This is a genomic window from Halosubterraneus shenae, assembly GCF_050510935.1.
Lineage (GTDB): Archaea > Halobacteriota > Halobacteria > Halobacteriales > Haloferacaceae > JBDGPU01.
Genome location: NZ_JBNLVO010000002.1, coordinates 141,504 through 167,191, shown reverse-complemented (window position 1 = coordinate 167,191; position 25,688 = coordinate 141,504). Strand labels below are relative to the sequence as shown.

Annotated in this window: 25 protein-coding genes and 1 tRNA gene; 13 read left to right on the top strand and 13 right to left on the bottom strand. The window is 65.9% G+C overall.

Going from position 1 to position 25,688, the window contains the following annotated elements:
* Window positions 1–442 precede the first annotated feature (442 nt).
* Complete coding sequence (locus ACQE3M_RS04055; protein WP_430504197.1) at window positions 443–742, top strand: DUF6432 family protein; 300 nt, start codon at window positions 443–445, stop codon at window positions 740–742.
* A gap of 78 nt (window positions 743–820) precedes the next feature.
* Complete coding sequence (gene ygfZ / locus ACQE3M_RS04050) at window positions 821–1,939, top strand: CAF17-like 4Fe-4S cluster assembly/insertion protein YgfZ (RefSeq protein ID WP_430504196.1); 1,119 nt, start codon at window positions 821–823, stop codon at window positions 1,937–1,939.
* Window positions 1,940–2,113: 174 nt separating this feature from the next.
* On the opposite strand, the gene ACQE3M_RS04045 is transcribed toward ygfZ, so the two are convergent.
* Both ACQE3M_RS04045 and ACQE3M_RS04040 read right to left on the bottom strand, forming a co-directional pair.
* Window positions 2,114–3,199 (bottom strand): hypothetical protein, encoded by a 1,086-nt coding sequence (locus tag ACQE3M_RS04045; RefSeq protein WP_430504195.1) that lies wholly within the window; start codon window positions 3,197–3,199, stop codon window positions 2,114–2,116.
* A gap of 183 nt (window positions 3,200–3,382) precedes the next feature.
* Entirely contained in the window at window positions 3,383–4,474 is a 1,092-nt protein-coding gene (locus tag ACQE3M_RS04040) for a geranylgeranyl reductase family protein (RefSeq protein WP_430504194.1), read from the bottom strand.
* A 594-nt stretch (window positions 4,475–5,068) separates the two neighbouring features.
* Between ACQE3M_RS04040 and ACQE3M_RS04035 the strand changes: the two genes are divergently transcribed.
* Both ACQE3M_RS04035 and ACQE3M_RS04030 read left to right on the top strand, forming a co-directional pair.
* Window positions 5,069–5,491, top strand: a complete 423-nt coding sequence (locus ACQE3M_RS04035) for an HIT family protein (RefSeq protein ID WP_430504193.1) — start codon at window positions 5,069–5,071, stop codon at window positions 5,489–5,491.
* Window positions 5,492–5,547: 56 nt separating this feature from the next.
* On the top strand, window positions 5,548–6,315 hold the full coding sequence (locus ACQE3M_RS04030) for an AAA family ATPase (RefSeq protein WP_430504192.1): 768 nt from the start codon (window positions 5,548–5,550) through the stop codon (window positions 6,313–6,315).
* 36 nt (window positions 6,316–6,351) lie between these two features.
* Here ACQE3M_RS04030 and ACQE3M_RS04025 read toward each other — a convergent pair whose 3' ends face one another.
* Window positions 6,352–6,858 (bottom strand): DUF7858 family protein, encoded by a 507-nt coding sequence (locus ACQE3M_RS04025; RefSeq protein ID WP_430504191.1) that lies wholly within the window; start codon window positions 6,856–6,858, stop codon window positions 6,352–6,354.
* A gap of 170 nt (window positions 6,859–7,028) precedes the next feature.
* Here ACQE3M_RS04025 and ACQE3M_RS04020 point away from each other — a divergent pair, with 170 nt between their 5' ends.
* Complete coding sequence (locus ACQE3M_RS04020; RefSeq protein WP_430504190.1) at window positions 7,029–7,916, top strand: transcription initiation factor IIB; 888 nt, start codon at window positions 7,029–7,031, stop codon at window positions 7,914–7,916.
* Between the two features lie 91 nt (window positions 7,917–8,007).
* On the opposite strand, the gene ACQE3M_RS04015 is transcribed toward ACQE3M_RS04020, so the two are convergent.
* From ACQE3M_RS04015 to ACQE3M_RS03990, 6 genes are all read right to left on the bottom strand, one after another.
* Window positions 8,008–8,658, bottom strand: coding sequence for a nucleotide-binding protein (locus ACQE3M_RS04015; RefSeq protein ID WP_430504189.1), 651 nt, complete (start codon window positions 8,656–8,658; stop codon window positions 8,008–8,010).
* Window positions 8,655–9,551, bottom strand: a complete 897-nt coding sequence (locus tag ACQE3M_RS04010) for a DUF7857 domain-containing protein (protein WP_430504188.1) — start codon at window positions 9,549–9,551, stop codon at window positions 8,655–8,657. Before ACQE3M_RS04010 ends, ACQE3M_RS04015 begins: the two co-directional genes overlap by 4 nt.
* Before the next feature lie 59 nt (window positions 9,552–9,610).
* On the bottom strand, window positions 9,611–10,636 hold the full coding sequence (locus ACQE3M_RS04005) for a DUF7856 family protein (protein WP_430504187.1): 1,026 nt from the start codon (window positions 10,634–10,636) through the stop codon (window positions 9,611–9,613).
* Window positions 10,633–10,971, bottom strand: a complete 339-nt coding sequence (locus ACQE3M_RS04000) for a DUF7855 family protein (RefSeq protein ID WP_430504186.1) — start codon at window positions 10,969–10,971, stop codon at window positions 10,633–10,635. Before ACQE3M_RS04000 ends, ACQE3M_RS04005 begins: the two co-directional genes overlap by 4 nt.
* A 102-nt stretch (window positions 10,972–11,073) precedes the next feature.
* The gene (locus ACQE3M_RS03995) at window positions 11,074–11,361 is read right to left on the bottom strand and encodes a DUF7854 family protein (RefSeq protein ID WP_430504185.1); all 288 of its coding nucleotides are present in this window, start codon (window positions 11,359–11,361) and stop codon (window positions 11,074–11,076) included.
* Window positions 11,361–13,463 (bottom strand): minichromosome maintenance protein MCM, encoded by a 2,103-nt coding sequence (locus ACQE3M_RS03990; protein ID WP_430504184.1) that lies wholly within the window; start codon window positions 13,461–13,463, stop codon window positions 11,361–11,363. Before ACQE3M_RS03990 ends, ACQE3M_RS03995 begins: the two co-directional genes overlap by 1 nt.
* 282 nt (window positions 13,464–13,745) lie before the next feature.
* On the opposite strand from ACQE3M_RS03990, the gene ACQE3M_RS03985 reads away from it, so the two are divergent.
* Window positions 13,746–14,882 carry a restriction endonuclease gene (locus tag ACQE3M_RS03985; protein ID WP_430504183.1) on the top strand — a complete coding sequence of 379 codons (1,137 nt, stop codon included), beginning with the start codon at window positions 13,746–13,748 and terminating at the stop codon, window positions 14,880–14,882.
* A 360-nt stretch (window positions 14,883–15,242) separates the two neighbouring features.
* On the opposite strand, the gene ACQE3M_RS03980 is transcribed toward ACQE3M_RS03985, so the two are convergent.
* A tRNA-Val gene (locus tag ACQE3M_RS03980) sits at window positions 15,243–15,316 on the bottom strand.
* 82 nt (window positions 15,317–15,398) lie between these two features.
* Here ACQE3M_RS03980 and ACQE3M_RS03975 point away from each other — a divergent pair.
* From ACQE3M_RS03975 to ACQE3M_RS03960, 4 genes are all read left to right on the top strand, one after another.
* Window positions 15,399–15,866 carry a DUF192 domain-containing protein gene (locus ACQE3M_RS03975; RefSeq protein WP_430504182.1) on the top strand — a complete coding sequence of 156 codons (468 nt, stop codon included), beginning with the start codon at window positions 15,399–15,401 and terminating at the stop codon, window positions 15,864–15,866.
* A gap of 1,067 nt (window positions 15,867–16,933) precedes the next feature.
* Window positions 16,934–17,203, top strand: a complete 270-nt coding sequence (locus tag ACQE3M_RS03970; RefSeq protein ID WP_430504181.1) for a DUF7538 family protein — start codon at window positions 16,934–16,936, stop codon at window positions 17,201–17,203.
* A gap of 78 nt (window positions 17,204–17,281) precedes the next feature.
* Window positions 17,282–19,249 (top strand): ABC transporter ATP-binding protein, encoded by a 1,968-nt coding sequence (locus ACQE3M_RS03965; protein ID WP_430504180.1) that lies wholly within the window; start codon window positions 17,282–17,284, stop codon window positions 19,247–19,249.
* 88 nt (window positions 19,250–19,337) lie between these two features.
* On the top strand, window positions 19,338–20,162 hold the full coding sequence (locus tag ACQE3M_RS03960) for a creatininase family protein (RefSeq protein WP_430504179.1): 825 nt from the start codon (window positions 19,338–19,340) through the stop codon (window positions 20,160–20,162).
* Between the two features lie 7 nt (window positions 20,163–20,169).
* Here ACQE3M_RS03960 and ACQE3M_RS03955 read toward each other — a convergent pair whose 3' ends face one another.
* Both ACQE3M_RS03955 and ACQE3M_RS03950 read right to left on the bottom strand, forming a co-directional pair.
* Window positions 20,170–20,631 (bottom strand): DUF5790 family protein, encoded by a 462-nt coding sequence (locus ACQE3M_RS03955; RefSeq protein ID WP_430504178.1) that lies wholly within the window; start codon window positions 20,629–20,631, stop codon window positions 20,170–20,172.
* A gap of 1,077 nt (window positions 20,632–21,708) precedes the next feature.
* Entirely contained in the window at window positions 21,709–22,050 is a 342-nt protein-coding gene (locus tag ACQE3M_RS03950) for a dihydroneopterin aldolase family protein (RefSeq protein ID WP_430504177.1), read from the bottom strand.
* A 141-nt stretch (window positions 22,051–22,191) separates the two neighbouring features.
* Here ACQE3M_RS03950 and ACQE3M_RS03945 point away from each other — a divergent pair, with 141 nt between their 5' ends.
* From ACQE3M_RS03945 to ACQE3M_RS03935, 3 genes are all read left to right on the top strand, one after another.
* Window positions 22,192–23,418 carry a DUF7093 family protein gene (locus ACQE3M_RS03945; RefSeq protein WP_430504176.1) on the top strand — a complete coding sequence of 409 codons (1,227 nt, stop codon included), beginning with the start codon at window positions 22,192–22,194 and terminating at the stop codon, window positions 23,416–23,418.
* A 147-nt stretch (window positions 23,419–23,565) separates the two neighbouring features.
* On the top strand, window positions 23,566–23,949 hold the full coding sequence (locus tag ACQE3M_RS03940; protein ID WP_430504175.1) for a DUF5611 family protein: 384 nt from the start codon (window positions 23,566–23,568) through the stop codon (window positions 23,947–23,949).
* A 118-nt stretch (window positions 23,950–24,067) separates the two neighbouring features.
* Complete coding sequence (locus tag ACQE3M_RS03935; RefSeq protein WP_430504174.1) at window positions 24,068–24,388, top strand: hypothetical protein; 321 nt, start codon at window positions 24,068–24,070, stop codon at window positions 24,386–24,388.
* Window positions 24,389–24,439: 51 nt separating this feature from the next.
* Here the strand turns inward: ACQE3M_RS03935 and ACQE3M_RS03930 are convergent, their stop codons facing one another.
* Complete coding sequence (locus ACQE3M_RS03930; protein ID WP_430504173.1) at window positions 24,440–25,672, bottom strand: cation:proton antiporter; 1,233 nt, start codon at window positions 25,670–25,672, stop codon at window positions 24,440–24,442.
* Window positions 25,673–25,688: the final 16 nt, after the last annotated feature.

The following is a 25,688-nucleotide window of genomic DNA, read 5'->3' as shown; positions in this document are numbered from 1 at the left end:
AAGTCGTCGGCGACCCAGCCGCCGCGAGCGGTGCCCCGGCGACCACTCCAGGGCGGGACTGAAAGGGGCAGCCGCTGAGCGGGACGCCCTGCGACGCTAGCACCGCAGCCGACGAATGAGCGACCGAAGGGAGCGAGTGAGTCGGCGAGGCGCGCAGCGAGCAGCGCGAGCGGTCAGCGGCTGGGGCTTTCTGGGTGTGCTGAGTGGTGTCGCCGGCGACGCCGACCGTGTTTATTTATAAGTGCGACCGCTCAGCGGCTGGACCTATTCCGACATGCTGAGTAGTAACCAAAGCGACGACGTTCGATCAACCGAACACGCTCAACTAACCGCCATCTGTGCCACGACCATCCCCACTCGAGGAGCGCCGAAGACCAACGGAAAATGAGAATTCACACGAGTCGCCGGTAGACGTAAACCCCGCCGTTCCAATGTGGTGGATATGGCAGCGAAGCCGGAGTATCGCGACCGGCCGGAGCCCCAGGTCGCGGTGCTCGACGCGCTCGTCGACCGCGGGGAGGAGGGGATGACCGTGTTCGAACTGCGAGCGGCCGTCGACGCCGACATCGACAGCATCGAGGCCGCCCTCTCCTCGCTCAAGGACGACGGCCTGATCCGCGTCGAACAGTCCGACAGCGACCTCCGCGTCTACCCCCACGACCGCGTCGTCCCCGAACCGGAGCCAAACGACGGCGTCGACAACGGCTGGCTCGACGAGATCCGGCGCCGTCTCGGGCTCTGACCAGGCTTCCGAATCGCCGAATTCCCCCGCGCCGCCGGTTTCACGGTCCTTTTGTCCCCGCCTCGCCTGTATGTCCCTATGACGCTGGTTACTGACGCCCACGAGGCCCACGGCGCCACCTTCCGTGACCGCGGCGGGCGCGAGGTCGTCGACTCCTACGGGCGCGCGGAGCGCGTCGGCAACGCCGTCCGCAAGGTCGTCGGCACGATCGAGATGGGGTACGGCATCCTCGCGGTGACGGGCGAGGACCGGGTCGACTTCGTCGACAACGCCGTCTCCAACGCCGTCCCCGAAACCGACGGCCAGGGCGTGTACACGCTCCTGCTCGACGCCCAGGGCGGGATCGTGACGGACATGTACGTCTACAACGCCGGCGAGCGCCTGCTCGTCTTCACGCCCCCGGAGCGCGTCCAGCCGCTCCTCGAAGACTGGGAGGAGAAGGTGTTCATCCAGGACGTCGAGCTGCGCGACGCCTCCGCGGAGTTCGGCGTCTTCGGCGTCCACGGCCCGAACTCCACGGAGAAGATCGCCTCCGTGCTCAACGGCGCGGCCGCGCCCGAGGGCGACCTCTCGTTCGTCCGCGGCTCGATGGTCGACGCCGGCGTGACGGTGATCGCGACCGACAACCCGCTCGGGGAGGAGGGGTACGAGGTCGTCTGCGCGGCCGACGTCGCCGGGGACGTCTTCGACACGCTGGTCAACCGCGGGCTCAACGCCGCGCCGTTCGGCTACCGGACGTGGGACGCGCTCACCGCCGAGGCCGGGACGCCGACCTTCGAGTACGAACTCAAGGGCCAGATCCCGAACGTACTCGGCCTCCGGAACGCGCTCGACTTCGACAAGGGCTGTTACGTCGGCCAGGAGGTCGTCTCCCGCGTCGAGAACCAGGGGCGTCCGAGCCGGCGACTCGTCGGCATCGACCTCGCGGAACTCGGCGACGAAGAGGAAGGAGAAGCTGGATTGCCGGAAATTGGCGCCGCCGTCTTCGACGGCGACGAGTCCGTTGGCGAACTGACCCGCGTCGTCAACGCGCCGACGATGGACCACCACGTCGCGCTCGCGCTGGTCGACTACGACCTCGAGACCGAGAACCTCCAGGTGCGCGTCGACGGCGACGACGAGCCCGCGACGCTCGTCGACCTCCCGTTCGTCGAGGGGAGCGCGCGGTCGGCGCGGTTGCCGACGTACGAGTCGTAGTCAGTGAGCCGTCGAGGTTTTGTAGTTTAATCGAACGCCGTCGTCATTAGGGATTCCCGAAGTTCGTCTTCGATAGTTAGAACTTCCCTGCGCAGCATCGCTATAAACCCTATTCCAGTTATAAGTAAATTATCAGACATTTAATCCAATTCCTGGCACATCATCTCCGCTTGCTTAAGGGCTCTTGTCAGGAATATAACTTAGATCACCAAGATAGCCCACTATATCGCACTTGGTTCCTGATAATTCGCTTGAAAAGTCTGAATAAAAGGCTTTCAATGCGGCACCTGTGTTTTCATGAGCGATTTTAGCTTTGGTTCTGGAAATGCTAGTTCCTTCATGAATAATTTCATTACGATACTCATTAGTCGTTGAGTCCCAGGTTTCAAATTCTGTCTTAGCTGAAAAGTCGTATTCCACATCAGGATCGTCTTTAAGTATATTCTTAATTATATTCATCAGGCTAGCATACTCCCCGTTGGAATCTTTCAACTTATCATCAATCTCATTTTGGGACTTCCCCATCGCGATCATTATTTCCTCTGTGGCATTTTTAACCCACAACTCAAAAATCCTATAAGAATTGATGGCCGCTATATCGTGCTGCCCAATATCTATCTCGTTCCGGACATTGAACTCCAGTTCGAGAAAAATATTAGTATCCTGATCGGATGAAATTTTCTTCCTGAATTTCTGGTCTTCGTCGTTCGAAATTGTAGAACCAAATCCAGTCATGGGAGAGGGCGTCATTGTACGACTAGAGCGATATACTCGATCACTCGAATCCACGCCCCAGACTACGAAATGGAGCAACTCTTCCACAAACAGATCTCTTAACCAATATTCTTCCGTGATTTCTCGATAAGACCGCAGACATTTATTGATCGCACGAACCGTATCTGTGGCTAACTTCTTTGGTTGATGGTCGGTTGAAAATTTCCCAGATCCAGCAGCAAGTACTGGATCGGAAGCTATCGGAGATCCCTGAACATCATCTAAAACACCGGAGATGTACTCGGAATCGAATTCAGCTCTGCACGAGGTTGACGAAACCCGGCCCAACCGATCAGAATGTGATTGGACAGCCATATTTACTGAATTTGTTCCCTTTGCAACTTTATTGAAATTCATCTCCACATTGTATCCATCAATTTTGACCGTATACGGAGATGTTTCACCGTCCTCTGTGTCCTCAAGACGGAGTAGAAAAGGGATCTCAACGACAACGTAGATTTTCTGAATATCTTGGCCTTCGAACATTCTGACTTTGGGTATATCCGGAAGGGCTTTAGTTCTATTCACACATTTGATGCGGAATAGTGCTAATCAATCAGCAGATAAATCATGTGTATATTCATCTTCCCTTTATTTTGAATAAGATCGCGAAGTATCAGGCCCTGTGACAGATGTTTGGTATGGAAACTGCTGCCACATTTGGGAGCCTTACGAGAACAGCCGCCGCAGGTGTTCCCGCGAGAAGAAGCTGGTCGGCCGGTCCATGTGGACTCCGATCTCGCCCGAGAGCGCCCGGAGCCCGACGCGCTGGACCGGTTCCGGGAGCGAGTAGCACTTCCTGATGAGCTTGCCGAGCCGGATCTCCGTCGACAGCTCGTCGCGCCAGCCGGCCTCGTAGTCGGCCAGCGTCGACGGGTCCGCGGGGTCGATCACGTCGGCGGCAATGTCGGCCGCGGTCATGCTGTAGAGGATGCCGCCGCCGGTGAACGGTTTCGTCTGCGCAGCGGCGTCGCCGATGAGGAAGACGCGGTCCGAGGTGACCGAGTCCGCGGGCCCGATCGGGATCGCGCCCGAGCAGAAGCGGTCGGTCTCCACGTCGTAGGCCTCGGTGAGCGCGTCGAACAGCTCGTTCACCTCGATGCCGGGCGGCGCGGCGAGCCCGTACTCGACGCCCGCGTCGCCGCGGGGGATCCGCCAGGCGAAGAACGTCGGCGCCGTGAGGTGGACGTCGACGAAGTCGCCCGCGTCGGCCTCCTCGTCGAACGCGAGGACGCCGTGGAGCGTCTCCTCGGGTTCGGGGAGCCCGGCCTCGCGCCGAACGCGGGAGACGGGACCGTCGCAGCCGGCGACCATCTTCGCCGCGAACGTCTCCGTCCCGCCGCCGATGCGGTTCGCGAGGCTGGCCTCGACGACGACGCGGTCGTCCTTCTCGGTGACGGCCGTGACGGTGTGGCCCTCGCGGACGTCGGCGCCGGCCTCGCGGGCGCAGTCGGCGAGCGTCCGGTCGAGTTCGACGCGATCGATGACGTTCGACACCTCCTCGTCGCGGTAGAAGGGGTACGAGCGCGAGCCGGGGCCACCGACGTGGAAGTTCGCGCCGTAGACGCGGTTCTGGAACAGCTCGGCCTTCGCCTCGTCCGGGACGTACTCCCAGACGTCCGTCGAGACGTGCCCGGAGCAGGCGAGCGGCGTGCCGACCTCCCCCTTCTCCAGCGCGAGGACGTCATAGCCGGCCTCGGCGGCGCGCCGCGCGAACCGCGCGCCCGGCGGGCCGACGCCAACCACGACGAAATCGTACATGTTCGCACGGAGACGCCCGCACCTGATATGGCTTTCTCGTCGTAACTGGCTTTCCTGCCACTCAGGAAGCCGCACAGCCGACCGGGGCCGCGTGCCCGACGATTTTCTGCGGCGCGCGAGCAACGCGCGAGTGGCAGTTGCGGTTGCTGTCGCGGTGCGGTTGCTGTCGCGGTGCGGTTGCTGTCGCGGTGCGGTTGCTGTCGCGGTCCTGGCGGACCGAAAGGGCGAGTGCCGGTCGCGCCGCGGGGGAGTCGCTGAACCGACCCCTATCCACGCCGGGCGGTGTCTTCGCGAGCGCAGCGAGCGAAGGCCAGAAAGTCGCAGCCCGGCAGCCCGCTACTGCCGGCAGCCCGGACCGTCTTTCGCGGCTGAGAGGCGTGGATAGGGGTCGGTTCAGCGACCGCGAGCGGCCGAGGGCTTTCGAGGTGTCTGCGTTGCTGACAAGAACAACAGCGTCTGCACCTGCGAATCCGGTTTATAAGTAAGAGCAGTCAGGAGGCGGTCATCCGCCCATGCCAGGATCCACCCATCAAACACGTTATCCAATCCAGAATAGCGGAAACCTTCATACTCCGAGCCATCCCACGACCACGTATGCCCGAAGACTGTGTGTTCTGCGCGATCGTCGACGGCGACATCCCCTCGCGAACCGTCCACGAAACCGACGACGTGCTCGCGTTCCTCGACGCGAACCCGCTCGCGCCGGGCCACACGCTCGTCATCCCGAAGGAGCACCACCAGCACGTCGGCGACCTCCCGGCGGACCTCTCGCGGGCCGTGTTCGACGTCGTCTCCGAGCTCACGCCGCGCGTGCAGGCGGCGGTCGAGTGCGACGCCGCCAACGTCGGGATCAACGACGGCGAAGCCGCCGGCCAGGAGGTGCCACACATGCACGCGCACATCATCCCGCGCTCCGCGGACGACGGCGGGAAGCCGATCCACGCCGTCGCCGGCTTCCGCCCGGATCTCACTGACGAGGAGCTCGACGAGATCGCCGAGGACGTGCGGAACGCCTGATTCGAATCCTTCTTTCACGCAAAGAATTAAATCAAATAGCAGCTGAAACGATCCGTATGGCAGCAACCTCGCTAGCGCTCGTCGGCGCGACCGGCGGCGCCGGCACGACGCGGACCGCGGTCGAACTGGCGGCGATGGGCGCTCGCGACGGGCGGTCCGTGGCGGTCGTCGACGCCGCCTACGCGACGCAGGGGCTCTCCGAGTACGTGAGCGACCGAATCACGACGGATGTCACCGGACTCGTCACCGACGAGCGGGACGAGTCGCTCGCGAGCGCGACCCACGAGGTCGGCGACGCGCTTCCGGGGACCGTCGCGCTCGTGCCGGCCCGGACCCCGTTCGAGCGCCTCGCGCGAGCCAAGACCGCGGAAGCGGCCCGCGCACTCGGCGAGCGGATCGAGGAGGCGGCGACGGCGTACGACCACGTCGTCGTCGACGCGCCGCCCGTCGCCTCGAACCAGGCCGTCGCTGCCGTGATGGAAACCGACCGCGTCGCGGCGGTGCTCCCCGCGAATCGACACGGGCGGGACGCACTTCAGCGGCTCCGCGGCCGGATCGACGACGTCGGCGGCGACCTGCACCTGTCGCTCGCGACAGGTGGGGACGTTCCGCCCGCGGACGCGGCACTGCCCGAACCCGCCGGCGACGTCGCGAGCGCGCCCGAGGTCGGGGCCGACGACGGGCCCTACGCCGAAGCCGTCGCCCGCGCGTTCGAAGTTGCATTCAGGGCCGATCTCGACGTGGAGTTCGGTGAGGACGGCGTGCTGGGCCAGGTAAAAACCGCCACCGAGCAGGCGACCGAGCGGATCGGCGGAAGGGACTGAGGGCTCACCACCACCGAAGCTCCGACCGACCGCGACTCACCGCAGGTCGTCAGGCGTCTCCAGCGACCCGCCGAGCCCGTCGTCGAGGGTCGCGTGCGACGCAGACCCGCCGGGAGCGACGGCGTCGGCGACCTCCGGGATCGGGTCGTGTGTCTCGACGTACGTCGCGAGCGCGAAGTCGGCCTCGTCGCCGCCGGCGAGGGCGACCGCCTCGCTGCGCGCGAGCCGGCCGTCCAGCCAGTCGCGGACCACTTCCCGTCGGGACGGCGCCAGCGGGCAGACACCGTCGACGCCGCAGCGATGGAGGGCCTTCGCGGCCGTGATCGGCGCGACGTTCGTCTCGCGCGCGGCGTCGCCGACGCTGGTGCCGGCCCGGTAGGCGTCGACCAGCGTCGCGGTCGCGGCCGGCGTGCAGGGGAGCTCCTCGGCGTGCTCGGCGAGCCGGTCCCGGAGGTCGACGTCGGTGTCGTCGACGACGGCCGCGCCGCGGTCGCGCTGCTCCGTCGTCACCTCCAGCCCGGCGGCGATGTCCGAGAGCGTCACACCCGTTCTCGTGCGCCTTTCTACTTAAGTTATTTGCACGAAACAAGGAGTCAAAACTGCTCGCAAGGAGAACCTACCGGTCATCGGTAGGTTCCCGCGCGCGGATCCGCCGAGCGACCCCCGATTCGACCCGTCTTTAAGTATGGTATCGGGCCGAAGCTTCGCATGTGATGAGCCAGGCACGCACGACCTGCACTGACGCGACGAGTTGCCCCGAATGCGACGGCCGCCTCCACACGAGCGACGCCGAGACCGTCTGTACCGACTGCGGCCTCGTCGTCGACGCCGACCGGATCGACCACGGTCCCGAATGGCGGTCCTTCGCGGACGACGACGCCAATCCCGAGCGCACTGGCGCGCCGCGGACCCGCGCCCGCCACGACCGTGGCCTCTCGACCGAGATCGGGCAGGCGACGCGCGCGACCGGCCGCAAGCGCCGGCGGCTCGCCCGGATGCGCACCCACCACAACCGCGCGCAGGTCTCCTCGAAGCGCGAGCGGAACCAGGTGTACGCCTACACTGAGATCCGTCGCCTCGCCGGCACGCTCGGGCTGCCCGAGAACGTCCGCGATCGGGCCTGCTCGCTCTTCGACTCGGCGCAGGAGGCCGATCTGCTGCGTGGCCGGTCGCTCGAGGGGTTCGCCGCGGCCACCGTGTACGCCGCAGCCCGCGTCAGCAACGTCGCGCGCACGACCACGGAGGTCTCGAACGCCGCGAAGGCCAGTGCCGCGGAGCAGCGCGCCGCCTTCGACGCGATGAACAGAGAGCTGGGTCTCCCCGTCGGCCCGGTCGACCCGACGGAGTACCTCCCGCGCTTCGCGTCGGCGCTCGACTGCCCGCCCGCCGTCGAGCGTCGCGCCAGCGAGCTCGCCGACCGCGCCCGCGAGGAGGGGATCGCCGGCGGCCGCGATCCCAGCGGCGTCGCCGCCGCGTGCCTCTACACTGCGGTCCGGGAGCTCGACGAGCCAGATTGTGACTGCACGCAACGGGAGGCCGCCGACGTGGCCGACGTGACACCGGTGACGCTCCGGAACACCTACCTCGACCTCAGGGACTGACCAGCGAAGCTAAGCTAAGCTGAACGGAGCGAAGCTGCACGCCGGAAGACCTCCAACCGACGACACCGAGCGGAGCAGATCCGAGCCTTCCTTACTTCGGCATCCGGTTCGCGAGCGACGCGACCGCCCTCGCAGCCGTGCTATCAGGGGCGGCGTCGACGACTGGCGCCTCGGCCGCAACCGACCGGCCGACCCGGGGATCCGCCGGAACGACTTCCACCGGCGCGCCGAGTGCGTCGGCGACGGCGTCGGCAGGTGGTTCGTCGACAGTCCGGTTGAGCGTGGCCGCAACGAGCCCGGCGTCCAGCTCGCGTGCCAGCTCCCGGGTGCGGATCGCGTCGGCGAGGGCGAACGACCGCGGCGAGGCGACGAGCAGGCACGCGTCGGCGACGGCGAGGGGGACCCCGGCGTCCGCGCGCCGCCCGGCCGGGCAGTCGACGACCACGGTTCCGAACTCGCGCTCCGCCGGACGTAGTGCGGCATCGAGTTCCGTGAGGTCGCTCGCGCGAGCCCCGGCCAGCGACCGGCCGCACGGGAGGACGTCGACGGGGCCACCGCGAATACACTCCCGCGTGCTCGCTCGCCCGGCGAGCACGTCGTGGAGGTCCGGCCCGGCCGCCTTCGGCAGGTCGGCCATGCCGAGGTCGGCGTCGACGACGACCGCGTCGAGCGCCGCGGCGACGTTGTACGCGAGCGTCGTCTTGCCGACCCCACCCTTCCCGCCGGCGATGGCGAGGATCACGCCAGCCGGCCGAGCGGTTCCGTCGGAACCTCGGCCTCAGCCGCCCTGTCGGCCAGCGCCGCCGCCCGGTCCGCAACGACGCGCAGGCGGTCGGCGTCGTCGGCGACCTTCCCGTCCAGCTCGCGGATCGCGTCGAGTCCGCCGGCGACCGCGACCGCCTCCGTTGCCGTCGGCACGTCCGCGCCATCGAGTCGTTCGGCGCGTGCGATCCGCCGCTCGACCGCGTCCAGCCACGCGTCGACCGCGGCGGGGTCCGCCGGCGACGCCGTCGGCCGGTCGGGTGACCCGGGGTCGACCTCCGCGCATGTCGAGGGTACCGATACCGGTCCACGATCCGGTCGGTCGGCATCCTCGCTGTCCTCGCCGTTCTCGCCGGCGTCAGCGCTCTCGGTCGCGTCGGCGTTAGCGCTCTCGGTCGCGTCGTCGGCGCCGCCCTCGTCGCAACCGCCGACCCCCTCGTCGACACCGCCGTCGCGAGGCTCGACAGCGGTGGCGACGGCCGCTCGCGGCGGCCGATACGCACCGAGCTCGCGGACTGCATCGGTCGCAGTCGGTTCGGACGTCCCCGTCAAATCCGAAGTTCGCGCAGTAGCGCCGTCCGATTCCGAGACCTCCTCCCGAGCTGGCTCGTCGGAGGTGATAGCTGCGGGAGGCTCCGCGTCGGGAGCCGGAACCGCGTACCCGAGAGCAACGGTTTCGTCGGGCTCGATCCGGAGCGTGACGCCGTCGGCGTCCCAGCCGGGAAGCGGTTCCCCGTGGCTCCGCGGCGGGAGCACGGGACCGTCGAGTTCGTTCGCCACCCGAACGCGTCGCGCGATCCGGCCCGAGTTGCGGAGTCGACAGGCGACGAGCGTCACGCCGTCTCGATGGTCGGTCGTCCACGAGAGCTCCATACGCCGTCTTGGTCGCGGTTTCGGCCGTAAACCTCCGGACTGGCGAGGGAGGCAGCCGGTCACACCCGGATGACGGGACAGTCGAGGACGTCGTGGGCCGCCGCTGCAGTGCTGAACCGGTCGACGGAGGGCCCCAGCACGACCGGCGCGTCGATAGCGGCGACGCGGACGGCCGCGAGCGCGACGGTGGCGACGTCGCACGCGAACGAGTCGGGATCATCTCCCGGGAGTGATCCGGAAGCGTCGCCCGCGGAAGCCGGGTCCCCGCCGGGGATCGCGCCGAGCGCGTCCCGCACCGTCGGCTGGATCTCGGCGGCGAGCTCGCGGCGGGCCTCGCGCTCCAGGTTCGCCACCTCGTCCTCCAGCTCGAGCCGGCGTTCGCGCGCGTCCCGCGCCTCGCGAGCGCGGTCGACGGCGCGGTCGAGCGCCTGCTCGGCCGCGATCCGCTCCGTTTCGGCGGCCGAGAGCTCCGTGGTCGCCGCCTGCAGCTGCTCTCGAACCGCTTCCACGTCGGCGTCGAGGTCGCGATGGGCCCGCAGCTCCCCACGGAGCGCCGCCACCCGCTCCCGCAGGCGCTCCTCCTCGCCGGTGGCCGCCGCGAGGCGCTTTCGAGCCGCGTCGAGGTCCACCTCGGGGACCTCCTGCTCGCGGAGGGCCTCCCGACGGTCGGCGATCGCGTCGGCGACGCTTGCGGAGAGACCCCGGGATCGCGCCGCGGCGGCAAGCACCGACCGGAGCGGCCCGTCGACCGGATGTCGCCGAAGCGGCTCGTGGCTCGAGGGCGGCTGGTCGCAGTCGACCGCGACCGACGGCCCCGCCGCAGGGCGGTCGGTTCGCAATGGTACCTCGTCGGGAGCCTCGACCGCACTGGCGATCCGGGCCGCCAGCGCGGACGGCCGTATCGTCCCGAGCGATGGCGTCGTCGGTGCCGAGACGGTCGAGGTCGACGCGGCGGTACCGGGGTGGTCATTGAAGGGGCCGGGCGTTGCGGATTCGCGGTCGTCCGCTCGGTGGTCGTCAGCAACCAGTTGGCGGAGGTCGATGGATGGACCCTCGGCCGCCCACCCGCCGATCCGGAGCCTCATAGCTCGCGGGACCGGAGCGCGTCCGGGTTCGGATGGTCGGTCCCGGCGGCGTACTTCGCGTACGGCGTCGCTGCCACGTCTCGGTCGGCGTACGCCTCGGCCGCCTCGCGAACGTCGGCGTCGATCGCCTCGAACGGGTTGAAGGGGGCCGTCCGCTCGATCTGCACGTCGCCGCCGTGCGTCGCCCGGAGGCGGAGCGCGAGAAAGGCGCCATACCCCGTCTCCTCGAGCAGCGCGGCGCGCCCGAACCGGCGGACGACGTCGTCCTCGTGCCCCCGACAGGCGTTCCGGAGCGCCGTCCGCGCCGCCGTGGAGTAGGTCACGACCAGCAACATAGGTTCCACTGCTTCGGTATGAAAATTAAACCTGTTGGAATGGGAAACTAGCTGTGGATCATGGCACGAATCCCGTGCGCGACGGTACGGTGAGAGTGAGAGTCAGAGTCGTTCGATTTCGAACGTCGCCTCCGACGTTCCGTCCGCTGCCGCGTCGGCCCGCTCGGCGATCCGCTCGCGTGCGGCGGGTTCGGAGGGCGCGACGACGACGGTGCCGTCGAACGGACCATCGCCGACGGCGCGGAAAACGTCGTCCTCGCCGTCGAACTCGGTCGCGTAGGTCCGGAGGACGGCAGCCACCTGTCGTTCCGTCTCCGCGAGGTCGGCCTGGCCGTCCTCGAACTCGCGGATCGCGTCCTCGATGTTGCGGATGGCGGAGATGCGGTCCATCAGGTCGTACGAAGGTGGTTCTGCTGGGGTTCGTACACTTCGCCCTTCCGGCGGAGGTTCTCGATCTCCTCCTCGGCCTTCGAGGCGTCCATACCGATCTCGTCGGCGCGGTCGAGGACCTCCTCGACCGGCGCGCCCTCCTCGTACTCCTCCTCGATCTCGCCGATCAGCTGCTTGATGTCCTTGATGCGGTCGCGCTGGCTCTTCGAGGTGCCCGTCTCGACGACGTCGGCGTCGAACTGCCCTGTCTCGGGGTCGACGCCGATGTCGCGGAGGCAGGACTCGACGATGTCGGTGACGCGCTCCGCGTCCTCGCGGTCGACGGTGTCCGAGAGGCGAACGCGCGCGCTCGCCTCCGCGAGCCGAACGAGGGCCTCGAGCTTCCGGGCGGTGACCGGGACCGGGGCGTCTTCATCGGCACCCTTCGAACGGAGGTCGACGTAGAACTCCTGGATGACCTCCTTCGCCTCGTCGGTCATCGTCGGGTAGCAGTTGCGCTTGGCGTAGGCGATGTACTTCCGGAGGAGGTCCTGGTCGATGGCGGGCGCGACCTCGTCGGTGACGTTCTCGACTTCCGCCTGCGTGAACTCGGAGTTGGCCAGCTCCTCCCGCTGGGTGTTCAGCTCGCCGGCGTAGTTCGTCTTCAGGATGTGCTCGGCGAGGCGCGCGTCGTGGTCGGGGTCCGGCTGGTCCGTGACGGTGAAGATGAGGTCGAATCGCGAGATGAGCGCGGGCTCGAGGTCGATCTGCTCGCCGATGGGCTCGTACTGGTCGAAGCGGCCGTACTTCGGGTTCGCGGCGCCCAGCAGCGAACACCGGGACTTCAGCGTCGCGTTGATCCCGGCCTTCGAGACGGAGATCTTCTGCTGCTCGAGCCCCTCGTGCATCGCGGAGCGGTCCGAGGCGTCCATCTTGTCCAGCTCGTCGATCGCGGCGATCCCCTTGTCGGCGAGGACGAGCGCGCCGGCCTCGAGCGTCCACTGCTGGCCGTCGCCGAAGTCGTCGCGGACGGCCGCGGCGGTGAGCCCGGCCGCGGAGGAGCCCTTGCCGGAGGTGTAGACGGAACGGGGGGCGATGTTTTCGACATATGATATCATCTGCGATTTGCCAGTTCCAGGGTCCCCTATCAGGAGCATGTGGAGGTCTCCACGTATCCGCGATCCGTCAGGAAGGTGCTTCGTCACGCCGGAGAAGAGCTGGAGGGTCATCGCGAGCTTCTCCTCCTCGTAGCCGTAGATGGCCGGCGCGATCGAGTCGACCATCATGTCGTAGATCTCGGGGTCGTTCGAGAGCTCGACGATGCGCTCGACGTCCTCCTGGCGGATGTCCATGTCCTCGAACTGCTCGTCCTCGATGGAGATGGAGACGCCGTCCATGTACAGGTCGAAGACGGAGGACTTCTCGTTGCCCTGCTGGACCTGCTCGATGTGGAGGACGCCGACGACGGTGACGTGGTCGCCGGGGGTGACCTCGCCGGTGATGTCGTCGACGATGTCGACGTCGAGGGCCTGCGGCGTCTCGCCGCCGCGGAGGCCCTCGGGCGACTCCTGCACGCGGAGCTTCTGGGAGTCGACGAACTCGGACTGGTCGAAGTTGACCCGGAAGGGGCCCTGTCGCTCACAGCCCTGGCACTCGTGGGGCTCCTGGAAGCTGCCGTCGCTCTGGGGGATGTACGTCATCGTCCCGCAGCGCTGGCACTCGAAGGCCGCCTCGGTGATCTTCGGGCGGACGTCGGTCGCCTTGCGGACGATGCCGCGCACGGAGACGAGCTTCCCGATGTGGTTGTCGTGGACGCGGATGCCGCGGATGTCGACACTGTTCGGCAGGTTCTCGATGCGGACGTGGGCCTGCCCGAGGCTCACGTCGGCCGGGAGGTCGTACAGCCGGAGCGCCTCCTCGGCGTACTCGCGCATCTGGTCCGGCTGGCTGCGGAAGTCTTCGGCGAGGTCGCGGTCGAACTGGTAGAGGTCGTCGTAGTCGACGAACAGCGACCGCTGCTCGTTGGGGTAGTTCTGCGCGAGCACCCCGATCTCGTCGCTGTAGTAGTTCCGGTAGAACTGGATGAACCGCTCCGTCAGATCCTGATTCCCGGCCTGAGCCATTACGACCGGCATTAGGCGGCATCACTGAAGAACCTCATGTTCGCGCGGCGGAAGTGGTCGCCGACGGATGACCCGAACGCTACTGCAGCGGCTCCCGATATACCCGTTGTATCTTTCCCGATTTTACTCCCATCAATTATTTTAATTTCTATAGAGTCGCTGATCAGCGAATAACCGCTAGACACACATTAGAGATACCGGACGAGCTATATACCGGGTCTAACCGACCTTACTGTTAGATCATACCCATGATTTGTATATCTCCGACAATTTATAATAGATATGGCTGATACTGCAGAAATACTGCAGGAAAAATTCTCGAATATTTCTCAGGGGAATCCACCATACGATACATCTATCGGTAGAAAATTGGAGGATCTTTCGGTAGATATTCTCAATATTGTCGGTCATGAACGAGATCATATATTTGTTGACATTGACTTAGAAATCCCACCTCATACAAGAGAAGAATTAAACGAAAAATTCGTCAGATTCTCCGCTATTGCTGCTGAACATCCTGCTTCCCCACCGCAGGTAGCTATTACTGTTGTTACCCAACGTATGATTCCTAAGGAGATATCAGAACCAACGGAGCTGGATGGGCTTGCTGCGAAATATCTCCTAAACTGTGATGTTACGTCCAGAGCGGAGTATACGGTACTGTTAACAGAAAATGCAATAGCAATCTTAGGAAACGAATATCCGCCGAAAGTCTATCCTCTATCGGATATTACTAAAGAGCATGCTAAGAATATTCATGACGAATTAAAACCTCCTGAAGAATACCCAAAAGGGAGAAGCGGCAAATTCCCTGCTGGATATCATCCTAATCAAGCTAGACTTACTCGTTGGTTATTTTCGGATTCGGATGTTACACCTGAATATCAGGCTGAGATAGACACGAAATTCTTCGATCTGGATATTGATGAGTACAGTCGGATGCTGTACGAAGCTTATTCAGCTGACTCAAACCAGAGCAAAGGCAATCTTTTAGAGGAAGTTACGGGTTATTTGTTTGAAGGTCTTAACTTAGTATCGGTCCGAGATCGGAATCTCAGAACAAAAAGTGGTGAAATAGATTTGGTATTAGAGTATATTGGCGGAGAAAGCCCGAATCTTTTTGATTACCAATCTCGGTTTGTTTTGATTGAGTGCAAAAACGTCGGAAGTAGTGTTTCTTCTAAAGAGGTGGGTCATTTCGAGAAGAAAATTAATAAAACAGAAAATAGTCTCGGAATTCTTATAGCGTGGAATGGTATTTCAGGACAGGACTCCGGAGAAGATGCACAAAGGTATGTTGACACTTCTGAGTGTGATATTGTAGTACTGACTTCTGACGATCTATACAGAATACTCGATGGGGAATCACTATATACTATCATTGATGAGAAAATCTATTCATTACGCTTCGACCTATGAAATGGAGTGTGCATCTCTAACCGTTCTATTTGATCGATGCAAATACAATTCGAGCCCTATTTGGAGGGGATGAAACATCTGACTTTTGTAGCACACATGTAGCCAAGAGTAGGGTATACCGATGGAACTCCTGCCAGAATTACTAGAATTGACCCTTCTCTAGAAACACTATTTCTAAAAGTAGGGGTTAGAATACGATTTTCAATAATGTCTGCGAGGCGGTTCGAACCGGAGAAAGACGGTCCGGGCGTTCCGTTGCGTCTCTCCACACAGCCCGACGGACGGGTCCGGACTGCGACTTTCAGGGTTCGACCCCGCCTCGCACACACCTGCGGCTCACCGTTCGGTTCGCCGCAGGAGTGGGCTCGGGCGGGTTCGAACCGCCGACCTCAGCCTTGTAAAGGCCGCGTCATAACCAGCTAGACCACAAGCCCGTGTTGGAACGAACCCGCCGGGTACTCAAAACGGTTACTGTCTCGTCGCAACCCCTTTGCCCGCAGGCGACGACGTGGGGACGTGAACCGCAAGGTCGCCATCGCGCTCGCCGTCGGCGCGCTCCTCGTCGCCGGCGCCGTCGCCGTCGACGCCGGCCTCGTCGGCCCCGAGTACGAGCGGACGACCGTCGCGATCGAGGACGACGAGACGAACGAGACCCTGGCGACCGCCGACGCGCGCGTCGCCGACTCCGCGTACAAGCGCTACGTCGGGCTCTCGCACACCGACTCGCTCGGGCCGAACGAGGGGATGCTCTTCGTCCACGAGGAGCCCGGCGAGTACGCCTACGTGATGCGGGACATGGCGTTCGCGATCGACATCGTCTTCGTCGCGCCGAACGGGACGATCACGGAGATACACACGGCTGAGCCCGAGGAACGGCCCTTCACGAAGTACGAGGGCACCGGGCTGTACGTGTTGGAGGTGCGTGCCGGCTTCGCGGACGACCGTGGGATCGAACCCGGCGACCGCGTCGAATTCGAGCTGTGAGATTCGGGCGTCGTCGCTCGGCAGATTACAGTGCACCTTTTTAATCAGTCAGCCGCTGGGCAGTTGCACTTATAAACGGAGTTGGCTATCGTCGCCGGCGACACCACTCAGCATGCCTGGAACACCCCAGCCGCTGAGCGGCCGCCTTTATAAATAAATTCGGCTGTCGCTGCTAGCGACACCACTCAGCATGCCCAGAAAGCCCCAGCCGCTGAGCGGTCGCGCTGCTCGCTGCGCTCCTCACGGCTCACTCGCTTCGCTCGTTCGCCGTTGCGGTGCTTACGTCGCAGGGCGTCCCGCTCAGCGGCTGCCCCTTTCAGTCCCGCCCCGGAGTGGTGGCCGAGCGTCGCGCGCGGCGGTTGGCACGCCCGCGATGTACGCCGGCTGTCCGGCATGCGGGGCTGGGCGGTCGGCGCGCGCGACCAACGCGTGCGAGGGAGGCCGGTGGCGCGCCGCGCGGTGCGGTGCGGGGCCGGCGCGCCCCGGCCGAGGCTGGGGAGGGCCGAGGCTTGCGGTTGCTGTGCGGTGCTGTCCTGGCGGACTGAAAGGGCGACGGCCGGTCGCGCCGAAGGGGAGTCGCTGAGGCAGGCTCTATCTGCGCCGGGCGGTGCGGAGAGGCGCAGATATCCTGCTCAGCGACCGCGAGCGGCCGAGGGCTTTCTGGACGTTTGCGGTGCTGTCGAGAGCAAGACCGTATCATCTGTTTAAACGTGATTATAAAGAGCGGCCGAGGGCTTTCTGGGTGTTTGCGGTGCTGTCGAGAGCAAGACCGTATCATCTGTTTAAACGTGATTATAAAGAGCGGCCGAGGGCTTTCTGGGTGTTTGCGGTGCTGTCGAGAGCAAGACCGTATCATCTGTTTAAACGTGATTATAAAGAGCGGCCGAGGGCTTTCTGGGTGTTTGCGGTGCTGTCAAGTGCAGCAACGTCTGCACCTGCGCAGCCTGTTTATAAGAGAGTATGATCGGGTACTTCCCTACCAAGTACAACTCCTCCAAGAACCGAAGTATCGCTTAAAAATAATCAGCAGACCCATAGCTCATTACCACGGCAACCAACCAAAACCCATGGACGACGAGATAGCCGAGCTGACCAAACAGGAGGGCTGGCACGCCGAGGGGCGGGCGGCGCGCGTGCACTACGAGGGCGCCGAGCGGCGGTTCGCCATCGAGTACTACGCCCGGACGGAACACGTCCTGTACTGGCGCGTGCCCGAGGACGGCGCGACCGCGGCGCCGGTGGCGCGCGCGAGCGTGCCGACCCCCCTTCGGAAGCGAGTACGACGAGATCTCGAGACGGCCGGCGTCGATCCTGAACTCGAGCGGACCGAAATCTGAGAATTTGCCGGCAAGGCGTGCCGCTGTGTGTCGATTCGACGGAAACCTTCTTTGAACGGTACGTGAAACCGTGGCGTAATGAGTGCCCCCGACTGGGAAGAAGACGACCCCTTCGAGGAACAACGGGACAAGATCGAGAACCCGATGAAACGGCTGTTCCTCGAGTACGGCTGGAAGTACAAGTTCCAGGTGGTCGTCGGTATTCTCGCCAGCGTCTTCGCCCGCGTGCTCGACCTCCTCCCGCCGCTGATGCTCGGGATCGCCGTCGACGCCATCTTCGTCTCCGAGGCGCAGCGACAGGCGGGCGAGGTCCCCGCGTTCAGCGAGCAGATCCCGCTCGTGCTCCTCCCCGACTCGTGGCTCCCGACCGCGCAGGTCGAGCAGTTCTGGTTCACGATCGCCGTCATCGCCGCCGCGTTCGGGCTCGGTGCGGGGTTCCACTGGGTCCGCAACTGGGGGTTCAACGCGTTCGCGCAGAACATCCAGCACGACGTCCGGACGGACACGTACGACGAGATGCAGCGGTTGAACATGGACTTCTTCGCCGACAAGCAGACCGGCGAGATGATGTCCATCCTCTCGAACGACGTGAACCGGCTTGAGCGGTTCCTCAACGACGGCATGAACTCGACGTTCCGGCTGTCGGTGATGGTCGTCGGCATCGGCGTCATCCTCTTCTGGATCAACTGGCAGCTCGCCCTCGTCGCGCTGCTGCCCGTCCCGGTCATCGCCGGGTTCACCTACATGTTCATCCGGATCATCCAGCCGAAGTACGCCGAGGTGCGCTCGACGGTCGGGAAGATGAACTCGCGGCTGGAGAACAACCTCGGCGGCATCCAGGTGATCAAGTCCGCCAACACCGAGGACTACGAGTCCGAGCGCGTCGACGACGTCTCGTTTGACTACTTCGACGCCAACTGGGATGCTATCGAGACGCGCATCAAGTTCTTCCCGGGCCTCCGCGCGCTCGCGGGCGTCGGCTTCGTGCTCACCTTCATCGTCGGCGGGCTGTGGGTGTTCCAGGGCCCGCCCGGGCCGTTCTCGGGCGAGCTCTCGGTCGGGATGTTCGTCGTCTTCATCCTCTACACGCAGCGCTTTATCTGGCCCATGGCGCAGTTCGGGCAGATCATCAACATGTACCAGCGCGCCCGGGCCTCCTCCGCGCGCATCTTCGGGCTGATGGACGAGCCCTCGCGGCTGAAGCAGGACCCGAACGCGCAGCCGCTCGTCGTGCAGGAGGGCGACGTCGAGTACGACGGCGTCACCTTCGGCTACGACGAGGAGGACATCGTCACCGACATCGACTTCGAGGTGCCCGGCGGCGACACGCTCGCGCTCGTCGGCCCGACCGGCGCCGGCAAGTCGACGGTGCTCAAGCTCCTGCTCCGGATGTACGACGTCGACGAGGGCGCTATCCGTATCGACGGCCAGGACGTCCGCGAGGTGACGCTCCCGTCGCTCCGGCGCTCCATCGGCTACGTCGGGCAGTCCTCGTACCTGTTCTACGGCACCGTCCGCGAGAACATCACCTACGGGACGTTCAAGGCGGACCACGACTCCGTCGTCGAGGCCGCCAAGGCCGCGGAGGCCCACGAGTTCATCCAGAATCTCCCCGAGGGCTACGACACGGAGATCGGCGAGCGCGGCGTGAAGCTCTCCGGGGGCCAGCGCCAGCGCATCACCATCGCCCGCGCGGTCCTGAAGGACCCGGACATCCTCATCCTCGACGAAGCGACCTCCGACGTCGACACGGAGACGGAGATGCTGATCCAGCGCTCGCTGGACAAGCTCACCGCCGACCGGACGACCTTCGCCATCGCCCACCGGCTCTCGACGATCAAGGACGCGGACACGATCCTCGTCTTAGAGGACGGCGAGATCGTCGAGCGTGGTACCCACGAGGAGCTCATCGGCAACGACGGCCTCTACGCGCACCTCTGGGGCGTCCAGGCCGGCGAGATCGACGAGCTGCCCGAGGAGTTCATCCAGCGCGCGGCGAAGCGCACCTCGGAGGTCGACGTGGACGTCGACGCCGACGACGACTGACCGCGGAACTCCATTTAAAGCCGGCCACCGACCTCGACCGCCGCCCCCAACCGGTGCGTATACGGAGCCGGCCGCCACAGCCTACCGCATGCAACTCTCCGACGCCACGTGGACCGACGTGCGCGACGCCGACGTCGACGTCGCGTTCCTGCCCGTCGGCAGCGTCGAACAGCACGGTCCCCACGCGCCGCTGGGCACGGACGCACTTAACGCCGAAACCGTCGCTAACGCGGGCGCCGAGGCGTACGCCGACCGCGATAGCGACCGGGACGCTGATGGCGACCGGGACGAGGACGGGAACGCCGTCCCCGATCGCGGCGAGGTCCTCGTCACTCCGCCGGTCTCGGTCGGCATCGCGGAGGAGCATCGAGCGTTCGACGGCACCCTCTGGGTGAGCCCGGACACGTTCCGCGCGTACGTCCGCGAGACGGCGGAGTCGCTCGCGCACCACGGCGTCGACCGCGTCGTCTTCGTCAACGGCCACGGCGGTAACGTCGACGCGCTCGACGAGGTCGCCCGCCGCTTCTCGCGGGACGAGGCCCACGACGCCTACGGCGTCGCGTTCACGTGGTTCAACGCGGTCGGCGACCACGCGAGCGACATGGGCCACGCCGGCCCGCTGGAGACGGCGCTGTTGCGCGCGACGCACCCGGACCTCGTTCGCGAGGGGCGCATCGAGGCTGCGAGCGAGGGCGCCGCCGACCGCTGGGGCGACTGGGTCGCGGGCGTCAACCTCGCGCACGACAGCGACGAGTTCTCCGAGAACGGGGTCGTCGGCGACCCCAGCGAGGGCGACGCGGGCCGCGGCGAGCGCCTGCTGTCACTGGCGACGGACGCGCTCGTGGAGCTGGCCGACGCCGTCGTCGCGCGGGACGTCGGGGCGGTTCGCGGTGCCGACGCCGAGAGGGACTAACGAGTAGCTACTCCTCGTCGGCGTCGTCCTCGGCGTCGTTCTCGGCGTCGTCGGGGGCGTCCCTACCGCCGTCTGCCGTGGCCTCGACCTCCTGTAATGCGCCGCGGATCTGCGGGACGGTTCCCGTGAGGTCTCCCACGTTCTCGGCCGCGTCTTCCAGGTCCTCGACGAGCGCGGCGACCTCGTCGATCTCGGCGCCGAGGTCGTCGTCCCCGTCGAAGGCGTCCGCGCGCTCGCCGACGACGTAGGACTTCTTCGCCTGCCGTAGCTCCTCGGCAGCGTCGCCCACGTCGAGCGCGGACTTCAGCCCGTTGAGCACGCCGAGCACGTTGTCGGCGTCCGTCTCCCAGACCTCGTCGGGCTCGGGGAGCTGGGCGCGCGCGGCGTCGAGATGCTCCTCGACCTCCTCGCGCATCTCGTCGGCGGCCTCGCCGAACAGGTCGTCGTCGTCGAAGGTGGCTTGACTCATGGGAGGGAATTCAGCCCGATACGGTTTAAACCCGCGCCCGAAAGCGGAAGTGGAACCCCGCCGCTCGATGGCGGAAGCGGCCGGTTCGGTTCGGTCCGGGCGTTCAGTTTCACTCGGATCGGGTCGATGACTGCGAGAAACTCGGCGTCGCCGTTATCGACGTGTTTGATCGGGCGTCGCGTGACTCGGACTTGTTGGGCCAGTTCACGTTGTCGACTTGGTCAGCCGCTGAGCGCCCGCGCTTGTAAACTGGATGCGCAGGTGCAGACACTGCTACACTCACCAAGAACAGCATGAAATCCCTCGGGCGCTCGCTATGCGGTGCTTTGAATGGGTGATACGGGCTTGCTCTCGACAGCACCGCAAACACCTAGAAAGCCCTCGGCCGCTCGCGGTCGCTCCGCGACATATCCGCGCTCTCCGCACCACCCGCGCGGATAGGGGTCGACGGAGCGACTCCCCTGCGGCGCGACCGGCCGCGCCCTTTCAGTCCACCAGGACAGCACCCTTCCGCAACCGCACCGCGACCGCACGCAACCGCAATACCTCAGTCCTCCCCAACCTCGGCCGGGGCGCGCCGGCCCGCACAGCATCGGCGCGCCACCGGCCTCCCTCGCACGCGTTGCTCGCGCGCGCCGGCCGCACCGCGCCGCACGCCGAACAGCCGGCGAACGACGACCGCCGAAGAACCGCCGCGAGCGACGCCCTGGCCACCACTCCGGGGCGGGACTGAAAGGGGCAGCCGCTGAGCGGAACGCTCTGCGAAGTAAGCACCGCAACCCGGCGAGCGACCGAAGGGAGCGAGCCGGGTGAGGCGCGCAGCGAGCAGCGCGACCGCTCAGCGGCTGGGGCTTTCTGGGCACGCTGAGTGGTGTAGCTACCGACGTTAGCCGAAGTTATTTATAAACGCGACCGGTCGGCGGTCTGGGGATTCCGCGTATGCCGACTGGTGACGCCGGCGACGACAGCCAACTCAGTTTATAAGCGCGATCAGTCGATGGCCGAGAATGTCGAGGCGCACCGAGCGCCTACGTAACCACCTACGGCATACCCAAAACCCGAACCGACCACCAAGAACTACTCGACGACCTCGACGAGCTTCATCAGGGGGTAGCCGTCCTCCATCTCCATGCGCGTGCGGGCGACGACGCCCTCGTACGCGATCCGCATCTCGACGGTCATCAGCGAGCCCGTCAACTCCGTGTAGCCGTTCTCGTGGTCGATCGCGTCGGCGACGCGGTCGTCGTGGATGGCGACGTCGACGTCCTCGCAGTACGGCTGGTTCTCGATCGACTCCGCGATGGCGACCTCCAGACTCCGCGTGCTCGCCGGGCTGACCGGCGTGCCCGCGAACTGGTGGTACAGCGAGCCGAACTTGATCCCGGCCTCGAAGCAGGCCTGCTGGGCGTCGGTTGGCATTGTCGAGGAGTCGGGCCGCCCGGCGCTTATAAGCGCGGGATGTGGAGGTGTGCGTCCCGGTCCGAGCGCCGCCGCGGTCGTGTGCCGACCGTCAGACGCTGACGGGGACGTTTTTACGTCCGGACCTCGCAGTTGGGGCCAATGGGACTCAGGTGTCTACTCGGGCACAACTTCGGGGAACCCGAAGTGGAGCGCGACCGCGAGGAGGACGGAAACGAGGTCGTGATCACCGTCAGGGAAGTGAAGGAATGCACGCGCTGCGGCGACCAGCAGGTCGTCAGCGAGAACAAGGAGATCACGTCGCTCGATCAGCTCACCGACGAGGCCGCGGTAGCCGAGGAGGAAGCCGAGGCAGGGCGGACCGGAGCGGAGCGGACCGATCCGGGCCCGGACGCCGAGACGGGCCCCGGTTCGGCTCCCGGCACCGCGGACGCCGCGGAACCGAGAGGGGAGGCGTTCGTCGAGGACGCCGAGGGCGACGCGACCGCCGACGCGGGCGTCACTGTCGACCCGAGCGACGACCTCGACGCGAGCGACCCGCCGGCGGAGGGCGCGGGCGCCGAGATCATCGACGACGGCCCGGCCGACGGCGCGCCGAGCGAGCCGGAGCCGACCGTCGACCTGAGCGAAGCGGCCGAGGGCGGCGACCCGACGGAGCCGTCACCCGCCGCCGGTTCCGGCCAGAAGGAGGGTCGAGCGCCCACCGATGGCGAGGACGAGGCCGAGATCATCGACGAAACGACGACCGCGGAGACGGGCGTCGACGACACCGCGGACCCCGAGACCGTCGCCGACGAGGTGCCCGGCGGCTCGGAGGCGGCCCCCGAGACGGACCCCGACGCGGACGACGGCGTGATCCTCGACGAGGAGCCCGAGGAGCCGGCCGACCGCGACCCGGGCGAGTGGCCCGACGTCGAGGCGGACCAGCCCGGCAGCGGCGAGCACTCGCCGTGGCCGGAGCAGCGCGGCGAGGACGAAGGGTTCGACGCGACCGTCGACGACGACACGGACGCCGACGTCTCCTTCGGCGGCGGGCTCAAGCCCGAGGCCGCGGAGACGGACGACGTCGACGAGGACGCCGAGTTCATCGAAACGCCGGAGGAGGCCGAAGGCGGCTTCATCGCGACCGCGGAGGAATCGGCCGCCGTCGAGGGGCCGGCGAGCTCGGGCACGAACGCCTCGAACGCGGCCGGCGACGCCACCTCCGCCCGGCGGGGCGACCTCGGGGGGACCACGGCCGACGAGCTCTCCGAGTACTACTGCCCCGAGTGCGGGCTGGCGGAGATCGCGGGCGACAGCTCGATGCGCGCCGGCGACATCTGCCCGGAGTGCAAGCGCGGCTACGTCGCCGAACGCCCGGCGGAGTAGGGGAGCAACGACAGCGGCCCCGTTCCCTCCCCGCCCGCGTCGCGAGCGTGATGCCCTGATTTTCCGGTTGCGTGTGAAGCGCCCACATGCATCGTAGCGGGGGAAGTGACGAAACTGGTTTACCGTCCGCCGCTGAATCACTGTTCCATGAAGGAGTACAAGATGCGGCGTGGTGAGCACTTAGACGACCGAATGCCCGACCTGAAAGGCGAGATCGAGGACTACTTCGGTGAGGTGACCGGCACCGAGGAGGTCAACGGGCACGAGCTGTACGTCGTCGAGGACCCCGACAACCCGGTCTTCGAGAAGGTCGTCGCGGGCGCGGCCGAGTACGGCAGCAAGAAGGACAAGCTCGCGATCCACTTCGAGGAGCGCGACGCGGAGGACGTCATCGCCGAGGGCAACGCCGACGCCGCCGCCGAGGCCGTCGACGTGAAAAACGAGTTCCTCCTCGAGGCGACCGGGCGCGACGCGAAGTCCCGCCGTGACTCCCTGAAGCGCCAGGTCGAGGACGAGGCGCCCGATTACTGAAGCCGCCCTTTTACCCGAACACTCCGCCACGGGACGCCGTCGACCGCACCGAAGAGCCACGACCGCTACCGAGGCGACCACCCGGAGTTAAGTCGCTGCCGCGTGCCGATCCACGCTGATGAGCCACGAGGACGGACCCCCCGAGTCGGTCGACAGCCCCGAGGAGCTGCTGGAGCGGATGGAACCCTTCGAACCGTACACCGACGAGGAGTTCGCTCGCGACCTCGACGTCCAGAAGCGCAAGGCGCGGCAGTTCCTCGAACGGCTCGAGGAGCGCGAGGAGGTTCGCCGGACACAGCCCGCCGGCGCACCCGCCATCTGGATCCGGGAGCCGAACCAGCGCACTTGCCCCGGCTGCGACCGGGCGTTCACCGTCAAGTACGCACACGCGATTTTCGGCGGGGCACAGTTCTGCCCCAACTGTGGCGAGCGGCTGTAGGGACCGGGAGAGTGGGAAGGTGGAGGGGCGAGTAGCCGCCGCGCCAGTCGACTACTCCGTCCCGAAGCGGTCCGTCGCGAACCGCTCGAACGGCGCGGAGTACTCCATCAGCAGGGTTCCGACGATACTCATCACCAGCACGTAGCCGACCGCGAAGGCGTAGATGTCGTCGGCGACGCCGGCTCCGAGCCGGCCGCCCCGGGCCGTCAGCGCGACCGTGGCGATGATCAGCGAGAACTCGCCGCGGGTGACCATCCCGAGCCCGACGCGGGCCGACCGACGCGGGGAGAGGCCGTACGTCCGCCCGCCGAGGTAGCCCGAGACGAGCTTCGTCGGCGTCGTCAGGGCCGCGGCGACGAGGACGAACAGCGCGACGCCGCCGAACGTCGCCGGGTCCGTCTCCAGCCCGATCCAGAAGAAGAACACGCCGGCAAACACGTCGCGGACCGGTTCCAGCAGGTTCTCCAGCTCGTGGACCTTCGAGGTCGCGGAGAAGCCCATCCCGACGAAGAACGCCGCGACCGCCTCACTGACGCCGAGCGCGAGCGCGACGCCGGCGACGAAGACGGTGATCCCCACCGCACGCAACACGAGGAACTCGTTGGTCGTCGTCCGGAGCGCGCGCTCGAGGACCGGGGTACCGTAGTGGACCGCCAGCAGGAGGACGGCGATGAAGCCGAGGGCGACGGCGACGGAGCTCGCGGCACCCGCGACGTCGCCGCTCCCGCCGAGGAGCGCGACCGCGACGGCGAGGTAGACGGCGATGAACAGGTCCTCGAACACTAACGTGCCGAGCATCGGGTTCGCCTCGTCGTTCGCGATCCAGCCGAGGTCGATCAGCGACTTCGTGATGATCGCCGACGACGAGATGTAGACGATGCCCGCGACGAGCAGCGCGGCCAGCGGCTCGCGGAACAGGGCCCAGCCGAGCAGCAGCCCGACGCCGAAGTTGAGGACGAGGTCGACGACGCCCGCCCGGGTGATCCGGTCGCGGTCCTCGATCAGCCGGTCGAGGTTGAACTCGAGCCCGAGGAAGAACAGGAGGAAGACGATCCCCAGCTCCGCGCCGACGTCGACGAACTCCGTCGGCTCGACGATGAACGCACTCCCCCAGTCGCCGACGGCGGGCGGCGCTCCCTCGAGGAGGCGGCCCGCGACCGACCCGGAGAGGGCCATCCCGACGAGGATGTAGAAGGGGATCACGGACTTGTCGAGCCGTGCGGCGCCCGCACCCACGAGGGCGAGTGCGCCGAACAGGACGCCGACCTCGAGCAGGTCAGCCACCGCTTCTCACCCCCGG

Excerpts from the sequence above, each read along its gene's own strand:
- ACQE3M_RS03950 (WP_430504177.1), bottom strand. The coding sequence starts at position 22,050 with ATGCCAACCGACGCCCAGCAGGCCTGCTTCGAGGCCGGGATCAAGTTC.
- ACQE3M_RS03970 (WP_430504181.1), top strand. The coding sequence starts at position 16,934 with ATGGACGACGAGATAGCCGAGCTGACCAAACAGGAGGGCTGGCACGCC.
- ACQE3M_RS03940 (WP_430504175.1), top strand. The coding sequence starts at position 23,566 with ATGAAGGAGTACAAGATGCGGCGTGGTGAGCACTTAGACGACCGAATG.
- ACQE3M_RS04020 (WP_430504190.1), top strand. The coding sequence starts at position 7,029 with ATGAGCCAGGCACGCACGACCTGCACTGACGCGACGAGTTGCCCCGAA.
- ACQE3M_RS03995 (WP_430504185.1), bottom strand. The coding sequence starts at position 11,361 with ATGGACCGCATCTCCGCCATCCGCAACATCGAGGACGCGATCCGCGAG.
- ACQE3M_RS04030 (WP_430504192.1), top strand. The coding sequence starts at position 5,548 with ATGGCAGCAACCTCGCTAGCGCTCGTCGGCGCGACCGGCGGCGCCGGC.
- ACQE3M_RS04005 (WP_430504187.1), bottom strand. The coding sequence starts at position 10,636 with ATGAGGCTCCGGATCGGCGGGTGGGCGGCCGAGGGTCCATCCATCGAC.
- ACQE3M_RS04045 (WP_430504195.1), bottom strand. The coding sequence starts at position 3,199 with ATGTTCGAAGGCCAAGATATTCAGAAAATCTACGTTGTCGTTGAGATC.
- ygfZ (WP_430504196.1), top strand. The coding sequence starts at position 821 with ATGACGCTGGTTACTGACGCCCACGAGGCCCACGGCGCCACCTTCCGT.
- ACQE3M_RS04055 (WP_430504197.1), top strand. The coding sequence starts at position 443 with ATGGCAGCGAAGCCGGAGTATCGCGACCGGCCGGAGCCCCAGGTCGCG.
- ACQE3M_RS03965 (WP_430504180.1), top strand. The coding sequence starts at position 17,282 with ATGAGTGCCCCCGACTGGGAAGAAGACGACCCCTTCGAGGAACAACGG.
- ACQE3M_RS04040 (WP_430504194.1), bottom strand. The coding sequence starts at position 4,474 with ATGTACGATTTCGTCGTGGTTGGCGTCGGCCCGCCGGGCGCGCGGTTC.
- ACQE3M_RS03960 (WP_430504179.1), top strand. The coding sequence starts at position 19,338 with ATGCAACTCTCCGACGCCACGTGGACCGACGTGCGCGACGCCGACGTC.
- ACQE3M_RS04010 (WP_430504188.1), bottom strand. The coding sequence starts at position 9,551 with ATGGAGCTCTCGTGGACGACCGACCATCGAGACGGCGTGACGCTCGTC.
- ACQE3M_RS03985 (WP_430504183.1), top strand. The coding sequence starts at position 13,746 with ATGGCTGATACTGCAGAAATACTGCAGGAAAAATTCTCGAATATTTCT.
- ACQE3M_RS03990 (WP_430504184.1), bottom strand. The coding sequence starts at position 13,463 with ATGGCTCAGGCCGGGAATCAGGATCTGACGGAGCGGTTCATCCAGTTC.
- ACQE3M_RS03955 (WP_430504178.1), bottom strand. The coding sequence starts at position 20,631 with ATGAGTCAAGCCACCTTCGACGACGACGACCTGTTCGGCGAGGCCGCC.
- ACQE3M_RS04035 (WP_430504193.1), top strand. The coding sequence starts at position 5,069 with ATGCCCGAAGACTGTGTGTTCTGCGCGATCGTCGACGGCGACATCCCC.
- ACQE3M_RS03945 (WP_430504176.1), top strand. The coding sequence starts at position 22,192 with ATGGGACTCAGGTGTCTACTCGGGCACAACTTCGGGGAACCCGAAGTG.
- ACQE3M_RS04000 (WP_430504186.1), bottom strand. The coding sequence starts at position 10,971 with ATGTTGCTGGTCGTGACCTACTCCACGGCGGCGCGGACGGCGCTCCGG.
- ACQE3M_RS03935 (WP_430504174.1), top strand. The coding sequence starts at position 24,068 with ATGAGCCACGAGGACGGACCCCCCGAGTCGGTCGACAGCCCCGAGGAG.